The 14,335-nt window shown below is 71.8% G+C and carries 1 protein-coding gene; it reads right to left on the bottom strand.

Annotation, left to right across the window (positions count from 1 at the left end; genetic code table 11):
* Nucleotides 1-14,335: SDR family NAD(P)-dependent oxidoreductase (locus AADR41_RS37675; protein WP_342286618.1), on the bottom strand; the 14,335-nt coding region annotated here is incomplete at both ends.

Here is a 14,335-nt window from a genome sequence, read left to right as displayed (position 1 = left end):
GGGCGGGGCTGCGGGGATACGGTGACCTGCGCAGGGGGCTCCGGGAGCGCTCGCGGCGCAGAGGTCTCCCGCCGCGCCGGCGGGGCCACTGTCTGCCGGGCGATCCCGTCGCTCTCGGCGGCGACGATCTGCTGCCCGAGCTCAAGTGTCTCGGGCAGCACGGAGACAACGGCGGAGAAGCCCTCGCTCACCAGCACCTCCCGCCAGTTCGCGGGCGACAGCGCGGGGGAACCGGGTACGCGCAGCGCGTGGTCCTCGAAGAGCCACCAGCCCTCCAGCAGTCCGAACGTGAGATGGCTGGAGACATCGAACGCCGCCAGTTCGTTCAGCAGGAGCCATCCCCCGTCGCGCAGCGCCGCCTTCGCGTTGCGGATGGTGTTCCGGGTGTCGCGCGTCGCGTGCAGTACGTTCGCGGCGATGACCAGGTCGTAGCTCCCGCTCTCCACTCCCTGCCCGGCCAGCGGCTGTTCCGCGTCGAAGCGGGCGTAGGAGAGATACGGGACGTCCGGTCCGTACTCGGTCCTGGCATGGTTCAGGAACGCCTTCGAGAGATCGGTGTACGCGTACGTCTCGATGTGGTCCCGGAACGGGCGCAGCGCGGCGAACATCCCGGTGCTGGTGCCTCCCGTACCGGCGCCGATCTCCAGGATGCGCAGGCGGGCGGCGGGATCCAGACGCAGCCGCTCCGCGACGATGGCGGCGGCGGTGTCCGTCATGGCGCGGTTGTACATGTCGGCCACGCGGTTGTTGCGGTATGTGCCTTCGACGAGTGCGACGGAACCGCGCGGGAACAGGATGTCGGTGGGCCTGGTCCGGCCGGTGAGGATGTCCGGCAGCGCACCGAGTGCGGCATCGAGCAGGGCGAGTTCTGCCGCCTTGTCCGGATCCGCCGACCACTGTGCGCGGCGCCGGTCCCATTCCCGGCCGAGGACGTCCAGCGGCGGGGCCGACGGCGGCACGATACGGAGCGCGTGGTCGAGCCAGGTGTCGTACCGCTCCAGGATTCCGGCCCGCCCGCGCAGCGCGGCTACGTCGCCGCGAGCCGGCGCAGTACCGGGGTCGCGCAGGCCGCCGAGTGCTTCCAGGTGTCCGCGGACCATGCGCGCGAGGAGCGGATCGCGTTCGCTCCTGCGCCACTCGGCGATCGCGCGCATCGCCTCCCATTCGGACGGCGCCGCGGTCGCCGCCACGACGGCGGCGGGCGTGATGCGGGACCGCGCCCTCTTGTGGACCGTGAGCCGGGTCGCCGGGTCGATCCCCGCGATGGCGTCGGTCTTGCGCAACTTGATGAAGCTCAGCTGATGCTGCGGACCGCGCAGCAGCGTGTCGAGTGCCTCCATCGCCTCGGGCGGCTCGATCGAGAGGAGGCCCCAGCGGCCCATGTGTTCCCGGTGGAGTTCGGTCGAGGCGCTGCCGGTGCTCCCCCACCACCCCCAGTTCATCACCTTCACCGGGTACTCCCGGTGCCGGGCGAGGAATTGGGCGTAGGCGTCGCTGAAGGTGCATCCGGCCGCGTAGTTGCTCTGGCCCGCCGCGGTCGTGAACGACTGGACGGACGAGAAGAAGAGGACGAAGTCCAGGGGCTCGTCGGCGAAGACTTCTGCCATGGCCACGCTGACATCGGCCTTCGCGACGAGGCCGGCGCGCAGCGTCGCTTCGTCCATGCGCGCCAGGCTCTGGTCCCTCAGGTCCAGCGCCGCCTGGATGACGCCGTGGATCCGCGGGTGGTGCCGCCCGATCTCCTCGTACGCGGTGCGCAGCGACGCGGGATCGGAGGCGTCGGCGGAGAGGTAGCGCACGCTGCCGCGCCCGGTGCAGGTGCTCAGCTTCGCCTCGATCGACGCGTCCTGCGGGCGTCGCCCGATCCAGATCACATGGGCGCCGTGGCGCTGGACGACATGCCGGGTCCATACGGTGCCGAGCCCGCCCGCGCCTCCTATCACGACATAGACACCGCCTTCCCGGTACGCGTCGCGGCGCTGGATGCCGGGCTCGACCGGCACCCAGCGCCGGACCAGCCACTGGCCGGCGCGGCGTACCAGGGTGTCGCTCTCCGCGCGGTCCGGGAGTGCCGGCAGTTCCTCGGCCGGGTCGGCGGTGTCGAGGTCCGTGCGGCGTACCGACCAGTTCGTGTACTCCTGCCCGAGCGATCCGAAGAGGCCGTGCAGCCCGGCGTGGGCAGGTGCCGTCGGCTCGGTGTCGTACGTGGGCAGGGCGCTGCGCGTCACCAGCGTCACGGCGAGCGGACGTGCGTCGTGTCCTGTGCGGACGAGGGCCTTGATCATGCGGAAGGCCGCGATGACGCCGTCCTCCTGAGCCGCGGTGAAGCCGGCGGTGTCGTCCGCCGGCAGCGCGCCCCGGTCCTCCGGCGCCGCACCGGGCGCGATCCAGACGAGGTGGCCGACCGGCGCCAGATCCCGGAGCCGGGACGTGATCTCGTCCGTCGACGCGCTCGGTGCGAGGTCCCACATCGTGGCCCTCGGGTACTGGCGGGCGAGCCCGGCCCGCTGCCCGGTGGTTCCTCCCACCACGAGGACGTGTTCCGCGGGCGGCAGGACGCGGGTGCCGCAGGCGTGCCCGGACACGGGTTCCCAGACCGGTGCGAACAATGAGGGGGCCGGTTCCTTGAGCCGGCGCGAGGTGTAGCCGGTCATCCGGACGCAGACCTCCCCGTCGCCGTCGACGAGGTCCACGTCGAGCCGGCTCAGCGCGGTCGCCGTCCGGGCGCTGTCCGCGACACGGACGACAGCCCACATCGAGGCCGTGCAGGGTGCGAAGAGTTCGAACCTGTCGAGCGCGAACGGCACGACGGTCTCCACGGCGGCCCCGCCGTCGGCGAGTTGCAGCGCGATCGAGGACTGGATGGCCGAGTCCAGCAGCGCCGGGGGCAGTACGTACCCGGTGCCGGCGGGGTCCGTACCGGCCGGCAGGTCGAGCCGTGCCAGCACGGTGCCGGAGCCGACGTGTGCCTCGCGGACGGCGCGGAGCGACGGCCCGTGGACGATGCCCATCGCCGCGAGTGCCGTACGGACGCGTTCCGCGGACACGGCTGTCCCGCACACCGCGCGGAGCGACGCGAGGTCGACGCGGTCGGGGCGGGCCGTGCCCAAGAGAGCCACGCGCCCGGTGGAGAACACGACCGGACCGGCATCCCGAGCGGTGTTCGAGGCGATCTCGAAGGTGAGTTCTTCGCCTTCCGCCGGCTTCACCAGGACATCGACGCCCAGTGGCTCGTCGTCGAGGGCGAGCGGCCGTACCCAGGTCATGTCGCGTATCAGCAGGGGTGTTGTCGCCACTGTGCCCCATGCACGCGCCGCCGCCTCCCGTGCCATTTCGAGGTGGGCGGCGCCCGGGAGGACGCGCTGCCCGCGCACCGTGTGGTCGCGGAGGACGGCTTCGTCGCCGTTGAAGAGCGTCGAGGCCCGCAGCGCGCCGGGGAGGTCCGCCACCGTCGACGACCGCTGGATCAGCGGATGGTGCGGGAGGGGCCGGCCGGGGGTGGTGACGGGCGGAGGCGACAGGGGCGGGGTTCCGGCCCAGTGGCTCTCCCCGGCGAACGGGTAGGTCGGCAGCGGGATCCGGCGATGGGCCCCCGCTGCGAACGCTGACCCGTAGTCGAGGTCGACGCCCTGTGCGAAGTACCTGGCGAGGGCGGTGAGGTCCGCGCGGTACGGAACGGCATCCGCTTCGGAACCCGTCGGGTGTGCGCAGCGGCGCAGACATTCCTCGCCGTGGCTCTTCTGCGCACCGGCACCCGCGGAGCCCTTGCGCGCCGGCACCGCCCGGCCGGTGAACGCCCCTGGCCCGTCCAGCCCTTCGCCGAGGATCCGCAGCAGCTCCGTGCGGTCCGCCGCCACGCAGGCGAACCGGTGGACGAACCAGTCCCGGCCGACGGCGAGCGTGTGGGCGAGGTCGCCCAGGTCGGGGAGTTCCTCGCGGCGGCAGTGCTCCGCGAGCCGGTCCAGTTGCTGAACCAGCTGTTCACGTGAGTGCGCGGAGAGGACCACGAGATACGCGGGACGTGGCGTACGGGCGCGGGCCCGGGCGGCGGGAGGCGCTTCCTCGATGACGAGATGCGCGTTGGTGCCGCTCGCGCCGAAGGAGCTGACCGCGCCGCGGCGCGGTCCGCCGTCGGCCGGGGGCTCCCAGCGGTGGCTGCGCGTACTCACGTAGAAGGGGCTGCCTTCGAGGCCGACGGCGGGGTTCGGCTTCTCGAAGTGGAGCGAGGCCGGAATCTGCTGGTGCCTCATCGAGAGGAGGACCTTGAACACCCCCGCGACCCCTGCGGCGAACTGGGTGTGTCCGAGGTTCGTCTTGACCGAACCCAGCGCGCAGTAGCCGGACTTCTCCGTGCCGGCCCGGAACGCGCGGCTGAGCGCCGAGAATTCGATGGGATCGCCGAGCGGGGTGCCGGTGCCGTGCGCCTCCACGAGCCCGATGGACTCGACGTCGATGCCGGAGGACTCGTAGATGTCGCACAGCAGACGCTCCTGCGAGACGGAGCTGGGCGCCGTGATTCCATTGGTCGCACCGTCGTGGTTGCTGCCGGTGGCGCGGACCACGCCGTGGATGTGGTCCCCGTCGGCGATGGCGTCGTCGAGCCGCTTGAGCACCAGGACACCGACGCCCTCGCCCGGTACGAACCCGTCGGCACGGTGGTCGAAGGTGTGGCAGCGGCCCGTCGCGGAGAGCATTCCGGCGCCGTCGGCCAGCTCGTAGAGGCGCGGCGTCGACTGGACGAAGACACCGCCCGCCAGCGCCATCTCCGTCTCGCCCGACCGGAGCCCCCGGCACGCCAGGTCGATCGCGACGAGTGAGCTGGAGCACGAGGTGTCGACCGCCAGCGCGGGGCCCTTCAGATCGAGGAAGTAGGAGACGCGGGCCGGGATGAGCGACGCCATGTTCCCCCAGAACGCCTGGGCGGGCGCGTCGTCCCCGAGGACCTCCTGGTAGTCGCCCTTGTAGCAGCCCACGTACACGCCGCAGCGGGTCTCACCCAGATGCCGGCCGGCGTACCCGGCGTCCTCCAGTGCCTTCCACGCCTCTTCGAGAAGCAGCCGCTGCTGGGGGTCCATCGCGGCTGCCTCGACGCCCGAGATGCCGAAGAACATCGGGTCGAACCGGTCGATCCCGTGGAGGAATCCCCCCTGGGTGCAGCGCGCGGAGCCGTCGGCGCCGGTGTCCGCGAGTTTCCAGCGGGTCGCCTCCGTGATGAGATCGTCGCCGTTCGCGAGGTGCGTCCAGAGGTCGTCCAGGCTGTCGGATCCGGGGAATCGGCCGCTCATCCCGACAATGGCGATCGGCGCGTCGGCGGCGGGGCGTCCGGCGGGGCGGGAGCCGGGCCCGGTCCGTGGACGCGCTTCACCGGTGGCGGCCGGCGGCGGGACGGCCGGGCCGAGATCGGCGTACTCGGCGAGCAGATGCGCGGCGAGACGGTCGGCGGAGCTGTGGTCGAAGACGACGCCGGTCGACAGGTCGAGCCCGAGGGCCTCGTTCAGCAGATGGACAAGGCGGACCGCGAGGATGGAGTCGAGTCCGTAGTCGGCGAACGCGAGCCCGCCGTCGACCTCGTCCGGCGCCATGACCAGCACCTGCGCGATCGTCGCGCGCACGGTGCCGGCGACCCATTCGTCACGTGTGACACCGGGTGCGGCGTCCGGTGCTGCGTCGGGCGTCGTGTGCGCCCCGGCCCTCCCCGACCGCGGTGCGGTTTCGTCGGACTGCGGCCCGGCCTTCCCTGACCGCGGTGCGGCGGTCGCCGGGGTCGCGGCGGCCGCCGCCTCCCGGACCGGTGCCAGGTCCCCGACCCAGTACCGGTCCCGTGCGAACGGATACGTCGGCAGGGATATCCGGCGGGGCGACGCGGCCCCGTGCAGCCGCAGCCAGTCCAGCTCCGCTCCGCCGGCCCAGAGCGCGGCCAGCTTGTCGTGCTTCCCCTTGCGCACCCACCGTTCGACCAGGAGTTCCCTGAGGTCGTCGTCGGCCGAGATCTCGGCGACGACGCCCGGGGCCTGTCCGGCGCTGCCCCGGTGGAGGCCGGGTGTCCCCGCTCCGTCCCCGTTCTCCGCGTACCCGCGCAGTACCCGCAGGAGTTCGGGCAGTGAGGCGGCGGTCACCGCCAGGCGCTCCCGCATCGCCTCACGCCCGACCTGCAGGGTGAAGGCGAGATCCGCCAGTCCGACGGCCGCCCGCTCGGTCTCCCGGCGTTCGAGGAACGCCACCAGGCGCGCGGCGCAGTGCCGCAGCCGCTCCGGTGTCCGCGCGGAGAGAACGACGAGCTGCTCGCCCCCGCCGGACGCCGGCCGGTCCGGGGCGGGGTCCGCCACGTACTCCTCAAGGATCACGTGGGCGTTCGAGCCGCCTGCCCCGAAGGAGGAGACCGCCGCGATCCGTGGCGTCCGCGACTCCCACGGTGCGAGTGTCCGCTGGACGAAGAACGGCGTCTCCTCGAACCTGATGCCCGGGTTCGGCTCCTGGGCGTGCAGGCTCGGTACGAGCGTGCGGTGCCGGAGCTGGAGTACGGCCTTGGTCACCCCCGCGATCCCCGCGGCGGCTTCCAGATGTCCGATCATCGACTTCACGGAGCCGATCGCGCAGAACTGCTTCTCGTCCGTGGACTCCTCGAAGGCGAGCGAGAGACCCTTCACCTCGATCGGGTCGCCCAGCTCCGTGCCGGTGCCGTGCGCCTCGACGTAGCTCACCGCCCGCGCCGGAACCCCGGCCCGGGTCAGCGCGTCGCGGATCAGTTCCGCCTGGGCGGTCGGGCTCGGCACCGTATAGCCGTGGGACCGCCCGCCGTGGTTGATGCTTGTCCCGCGCACCACTGCGAGGACCTGGTCGCCGTCGGCGAGAGCGCGCGTGAGGGGCTTCAGCAGCACGGCGCCCACACCCTCGCCGGGCACGAACCCGTCACCGCCGCTGCCGAAGCTCCGCACCCGGGCCTGCGAGGACAGCATGGTGGAACGGCACAGCTCGACGTAGTCGGACGGATGCAGATACAGGTTCACCCCACCGGCGATGGCCAGCTCGCAGGAGCCCCGGCGCAGGTGCTCGCAGGCTTCGTGGATCGCCGTGAGCGAGGAGGAGCACATCGTGTCGATGGTCAGGCTCGGGCCGTGGAGGTCCAGGACGTACGAGGTACGGGCGCTGAGCGAGGCGAAGGAGAGCGAGGGCACGACCGTTTCACCGGACGGCAGCCGGGCCGCGCCGTGCCGTGCGTGGCCGGACTTGGTCACACCGGCGAAGACACCCACGCGCCGCTGATGGCGTCGGGCCAGTTCCTCGCGGGTGTATCCCGCGTCTTCGATCACTTCCCAGGATGCCTGGAGGAAGAGGCGCTCCTGCGGGTCCATGGCGTAGGCGTCACGCGGTGCGATCCGGAAGAAGTGCGGATCGAACGCCTCGAAGTCCCGCAGGAATCCGCCCCACTTGCTGTAGCTGCGTCCGGTGGCGACGGCTGTGTCACGATCCGGCTCGTAGAAGCCGTCCAACGGCCAGCGGCCGGGGGGAATCTCCGTGATGCAGTCGCGGCCCGCCCTGAGGTTCGCCCAGAACTCGTCGGTGTTCTCGGCCTGCGGATAGCGCCCGCTCATCCCGATGATCGCGATGGCGCCGTCCGGCTCGGGCGGGCCGGACGCGGTGGCTGTCGCGGGTGTGTGCCGCGCCGCCGGTATCCGCAGCGGGACGGACGGGCCGTCGGTCCGCGCACCGGGGGACGGCGGGGTGGGTGCTCCGGCGAGCTTGCCGGCGATGGCGCGCAGTGTGGGGAATTCGTAGAAGAGCGTCGTCGGGACCTCCCCGTACATCGAGGACAGCTCCCTGTTGAGCTGTACGACCATGACCGAGTCGAGGCCCAGGTCGTCGAGCGGCCGGTCGGCGTCGATGTCGTGGACGGGGAGCCCGGTGACCCGGGCGAAGAGCTCCACGAGCGACCGGAGCGTCTCCCGGTCCGGCCTCCCGGCAGCCGTCTGCGCTGCGGGTGCGGCGGCGGGCGGGGGGACGGGAGCGGGCTCGACCGGCTCGCCGTGGTGCACCCAGATCTGGTCCTCGCCGGCCCGGCCCAACCGCCAGGCGCTCAGGAGGGCTTCGAGTCCGGCGTCCGACTCCATCGGCACAAGACCGCGGCTGCGCCGGAGGTACGCGCGGGTCGCGTCGTCGACCGCCATTCCGCCGTCCTTCCAGAGCGGCCAGGCGATCGCGACCGTATGCCCCGACCGTTCGGCGGCCGCGACGCGCGCGTTGCGGCGGGCGGCGTACTCGCCGAGATGGCCGTTGGCCGCGGCGTAGTCGCACTGGCCGGGATTTCCGGTGACCGCCGTGCCGGACGAGAAGACGAGGAAGGACTCGATGGGCATGTGCGCCGTGGCCCGGTCCAGGTGCGCCACTCCGTCGACCTTCGGGGCGAGGACCTTGTCCCACTGCTCCGTCGTCTTGTTCGTGAGGTACGCGTCGTGGATCACGCCCGCGGCGTGCACGATTCCGTGGATCGTGCCTGTCTCCTCGCCGACTCGCGCGACGAGATGGCGGACCTCCTCCCAGCGGGAGACGTCCGCGACGGCGTACCGGGCCACCGCACCGGCTTCCCGCAGCTCGGCGAGCAGCTGACCGATCCGGGCGTCCGGTGCCGAGCGTCCGACGAGGACGAGCGTCGGGCGTACGGCGTCCCGTGCGATCCGGCGGGCGACGACGGCGCCGATGCCACCGGCGCCTCCGGTGATCAGGTAGACGCCTCCCGAGCGCCAGGGCGTGCCCGTGCCCTCGGCCGCCGAGGGCACCCAGCTGCGCACCCGGCGTTCCGCGCCCCGGTGCAGAACGAGTGTGTCGTCCGTGTGCCCGGCGTTCTCCAGGACGATCGCCGCGACGGCGTCCGCGTCGCGCTCACCGTCGAGAGCGAGAATCTGCCCGGTGATGTGCGGACTTTCGAGCGCCGTCGTGCGCAGGAATCCCGCGAGCGCGGGTCCTGCGGCCTCGTCGCCGTCCGCCGGTGTCACGACCTGCACAAGGGTGGCGCCGTCGTGCGCCTGCCCGGCGATCCCCCGGACGATCTCGAAGACCTGGCGCGAGAGGTCGGTGAAGCGGGTCTCCGGGCGCCGTTTGGCGGTCGTGACGGCGTGGCAGCGCACCCCCGGCAGACGGCGCTCCACACTGTCCCGCAGCGCCGCCGGCGCTCCGCAGAGGATCACGGCATGACGTGTGTACGCGGCCCTGTCGGCCAGGTCCCGCGACGCGGGCTTCGGCGTCCAGCGGGGTACGAACAGTGTCGTGCCGGCCGAAGAGCCTCGTCCAGCACCGCTGTTGGCCCTCTCCGCGCGGTCGGGGAGCCAGTACCTGTCGCGTGCGAACGGGTACGCGGGCAGGTGCGCGCGCCCGGGCAGGGCCGGGCCGGCGGCCTCGTACAGCCGCCGCCAGTCGACCTCCTCCCCGGCGCTCCAGCGCGCGACGGCGTCGGCGAGGCCGTCCTGCGCCGGCCGGTCGCCGTGCTGTGCCCCGCTCACCCGTCCACCCTGCTGCCCGCTGATGAACTGCCGTAATTTCTCGGCGAGTTCCCGGTGGGAGGAGACGACCCAGCCGATCCGTTCGGCCATGGCCTCACGCCCGGTCTGGAGCGTCCAGCCGATCGAACGGAGCGGAGCGGGACCGGTCGGGCCCTCCAGGTAGGCGAGCAGGTTCCGCGCCCGCTCACGGAGCTGCTGCTCCGTACGGGCGGAAAGGGGGACGGCGACCCGGCTCCCGGGGCCGTCCGTGTCCTGCGCCGGACTCGTGTCCGCCGTCCGCCCGGTGTACTCCTCCATGACTACGTGGCAGTTGGCGCCGCCGAATCCGAAGCTGCTGACCCCCGCCCGTCGTGGGGCGAGGCCACCGTCACGGTCGCGGGGCCGCTCCCACGGTTCATTGGCGCGCACGATGCGGAACGGGCTGCCGTCGAGCTGGATGTAGGGGTTGATCCGGTCGCAGTGCAGGCTCCGCGGAAGGGTGCCGTGTTCCATCGCGAGGACCACTTTGAGCAGCCCGGCGATGCCCGCGGCGGCTTCCAGATGACCGATGTTGGTCTTCACGGAGCCGATCCCGCAGGTCGCGGTGGTGTCGCCGCCGAGCTGCCGGAACGCAGCCTGGAGTGCGCGCACCTCGACGGGGTCGCCCAGGGCCGTGCCGGTGCCGTGGGCCTCCACATAGCCGATCGTGCGGGGGTCGATGCCTTCCATCGCCCGCACCACGAGGTCGGTCTGGGCAGTGCCGTTGGGCGCCGTGAGGGAGTTGGCCCGCCCGCCGTGGTTCTCCGCGGTCCCGACGATCACGGCGAGGATCGCGTCCCCGTCGCGCTCCGCGTCGGGGAGGGGCTTCAGCACGACGGCGCCGACGCCCTCGCCACGTACATAGCCGTTCGCCCCGCTCGCGAAGGTCCTGCACCGTCCGTCCGGGCTCAGCATGCCGGCCCGCCCGGCGCTGACGAACGTGTCGACGCTGAGCAGGAGGTTCACCCCACCCGCTATCGCGGCGTCGCACGCCCCGGAGCGGATGGCCTCGACGGCTCGGTGGACAGCGACGAGCGAGCTGGAGCAGGCCGTGTCGACGGGCTGGCTCGGGCCGTGGATGTCGAGTACGTACGAAATGCGGTTGGCGAGCATGGAGTGGGCGTTGCCGGTGGAGGTGAAGGCGTCCGGCGCGGTGCCGTGGGCGGCGAGCAGGGTCGCGTAGTCGGTCCCGGAGACACCGAGGAACAGTCCGGTGTTCGCCGGCAGGCCCGAGGGTGCGTAGCCGCTGTGCTCCACCGCGTTCCAGACCGTCTGCAGCGCCAGCCGGTGCTGGGGGTCCATCAGCTCGGCCTCACGCGGCAGGATGCGGAAGAAGGCGGCGTCGAACGCGTCGACGTCGTCGAGGACGGCCGCGTGGTGGGGAAACTCTGCCGCCTGTGCGATCCGCGCATAGTGCGCGTCGTAGCGGTCGAGGGGGAAGGCCGTGACGCTGTCGGTCCCCGCGGCCAGGTTCGCCCAGTACGCGTCCAGATCGGGTGAGCCGGGGAACCGGCCCGCGGCTCCGATGACAGCCACCGGAAGGGGCGGGTCCGCCGGTGCCGGGCACTGCGGGACGGCCGGCCCGGCGTCAGGGGCCCCGGTCGCCTCCTCAGCCGTTCCGGTCGTGGCTCCGGCCGTTCCGGTCGTCTCGCCACCGGACCCGTTCCCGGGGCCCGGGGCGGGCTCCCCGACGGGGTCCGGGGGGAGCGAGCTCCGGTAGGCCGCGCGCAGCGGGACTTCATGCTCCGTGAAGAGGTGCCTGCCCAGTGAGCCGAACGTATTGCGGTCGAAGAAGACCGCCGGGGTCAGATCGATACCGAACCGCTCGCGTACCTGCTGCGACAGGGTGATGAGCGAGATCGAGTCGAAGCCGAAGGCGTCGAAGCCGGTACGGGCGTCGAGTTCACCCGCATCGAACTTGAGAATGCCGCCCGCCATCTCCCGCAGCTCGTCCACCGCGAAGGAGATGACGTCGTCGCCGTCCTCCCCCGGTGCCTCCCGGTCCGCAGTTCCGGCTCCGTCCACCACCCGTTCGCTCACGTCCCGGTCCCCTCGCGGTCCTTCGTCATCGCCGCACCACAGGTCGTGGAGCACACCGACCACCTGGCCGTTCCGGTCCAGCAGGCCGACGGACCCGCCGAGTCCTTCTCCGACGGCGGTCACGTCGAAGACGACGTACGCGACCGGGACGCCCCCGCCGCCCCCGTCGGCGAGGAGCCGGATCTCGTCGATCCGGTGGGGTACTGTCCGTGCCCAGTGCGGTGAGCCCTGTCGCTTCGCTTCGGCCTGGAGGCCCTGCGCGACGGCGGCGAGGACATGCGGAGCGAGGGTGACGCGCGGCTTCACATGGTCCCGCTGGAGTTCGGGGGTGCCGACCTTGAGCACCAGTCGCCCGTCCGGCAGGCGGAACACCCCTTCCGTGCCGCTGAGTTGCGGCGGGTATCCGATTCCGCCGTCCGCGAGTTCCGCGAGGAATTCCGCCGGGGACTGCGGCTTCGCCCGGTCGGGCGCGAGCACGGCGGCGGAGATTCCTGCGAAGCGGTCCGCGCGGGGGCGGCCGGAGGGCGGCGTACGGTCCTCCTCACCCGCCGGCACGTCGAACGCCGCTACGGGCATCCGGGCCCCCGCCTCGTCCTGTGTGAACACGAGTCCGGATGCCTGTTTCCCGTCGCGGGTCTCGAAGACCGTCACCAGGCGGGCGGCAGTCGCCCAGTCGACCGGGCCCAGGAGGCGCAGCCGTCGCACGACGGACCCGTCGGCGAATCCGGAGACCTTGGTCGCGGCGAGCGCCAGGTCGATGGCGAAGGTCGGGACCACGCCACGCTTCCTGTCCTGCCGCTCTCCCGTGGTGCATCCGTAGTCGAGGAGATCGTCCAGGTGCACATCGAGCACGTACCGCAGTCCGTCGGCGTCCGACTCGTTCCTGCCGAGGAACGGATGGAGCTTGTCGCGCAGGGCGAGCGGCGCGATCACGGACGGCGCGCCCTCCTCCGGCGTGACCCAGCAGCGCACGCGCTCGAAGGGGTACGCGGGGAGCGAGACCCGTCGGGGGGCGTGTGTTCCTCGGTCGGCGTCGCGCCAGTCGACGCTCCTGCCGCCCACCCAGGTGGTGGCGAGCTGCCGCAGCCCCTCGGTCCGCGGGCCGCCGCTCGCGAGCGCAGCACCGAGCTCCCGGTCTCCCGCCAGATAGCGGTCGACGGCGGCGACGGCCTCCCCGGTGGTCCTCGCGAGGAACGCCCAGCGGTGCGGGAGTTCGTTCTTGCCGACGCGCAGTGTGAACGCGATGGCCGCGAGGTCCGGCTCCGTGCCGGCGGCCAGGTATGCACGGAAGCGGGTGAGATATTCCTCCAGGGCCGAGTCGTTCATCGCGGAGAACACGAGGAGCACCTCGCGCCCGTCCTGTGCGCCGTGCGGATCGCGGTCGGGCCGCGGGTGCTCCTCAAGGATGATGTGCGAGTTCATCCCTCCCGCGCCGATCGAAGTGATCCCCGCCCGTCGGGGGTGTGTGATCCTGCGTCCCTCCACGGTTGTCACCGCGGGTTCCCACGCGTCGAGTTCCCGCTGCAGACGGAACGGTGTACGGGAGAAGTCGATGTCCGGATTGGTCACCGAGCTGTGCAGCGAGGGGGCCAGCTTCCCCTTCTGGAACTGGAGGACGACCTTGGCGATGCCGATCATTCCGGCGGCGTGCAGCAGGTGTCCCATGTTCGACTTGACGGAGCCGATCGCACAGAACTCGGTGTCCTTCGTGTACTTCTGAAAGGCCGTGGTCAGCGCCTTCACTTCGATGGGGTCGCCCAGTGACGTCCCGGAGCCGTGCGCTTCCACGTAGCTGATGGTCCGTGGATCGACTCCGGCGTCGTCGATCGCCTTCTCGATCGCCCGGGCCTGCATGCGGGGGCTGGGGACGGTGAATCCGTTGCGCACCCCCGCGTTGGCGAGGGCCGTTCCCTTGATGACGGCGTACACATGGTCGCCGTCGCGCTCGGCCTCGACGAGCGGCTTGAGAACGAGGGCGCCGACGCCCTCCCCGAGTATGGTCCCGTCCGCGCCCAGACCGAAGCTCCGGATGACCTCGGAGGTCGCCGTCGTGAAGTGCTCCTGTGACGAGCTGATGAGGTTGTACGGGTGCAGCAGCAGATTCACTCCGCCCGCGACCGCCATCCGGCATTCGCCGGCCCGGAGCATCTGCACGGCCTGGTGCACACAGGTCGAGGACCCGGAGCACATCGTGTCCACGAACATCGAGGGGCCGGTGAATCCGTAGAAGTACGAGAGCATGTTGGGCAGCGTCGCCGTGTAACTGCCGCTCGCCGGGGAACCGCGCGTCAGACTGTTCTGGAATCCGTACAGGCCGTAGTGGTTGCTCATGGAGCCGGCCAGTACGCCGACGTCTCCGTCGTACTGCCGCTGGATCGTCTCGCGCGAATAGCCGGCGTCTTCGAGCGCCTCGACACCCGTCTGCAGGAACAGGCGGACCTCGGGCGACATGTTCTCCGCGTCGCGCTTGGAGATACGGAAGTAGCGGGGATCGAACATCTCGATGTCGCGGAGGAAGGTTCCGGTACGAATGGAGCTCTTGCCGAGCACGCTGCGGTCGCGGCTGTAGACCGCGTCGTGGTCCCAGCGTTCGCGCGGTACTTCGCGGAACTCGTGGCGGCCTTCGCCGAGCACGGACCAGAGGTCGTCGAGGGTGCCGGCGCCGGGGTAGGTCCCGGAGATGCCGATGATCGCGATGTCGTGGCGGTCGTCGCGCGGTCCGGGTGCGGCGGAGATACCGCCGGGGTCGGAGGCGGCCGGGGCGGGTACGCCCGGGGCCGGGG

This window comes from Streptomyces sp. CLV115, from assembly GCF_038448545.1.
In the GTDB taxonomy this organism is placed as follows: Bacteria; Actinomycetota; Actinomycetes; order Streptomycetales; family Streptomycetaceae; genus Streptomyces; species Streptomyces sanglieri.
Note: the sequence above shows the minus strand (reverse complement) of the source record. Positions and strands in the feature narration are given on the sequence as shown.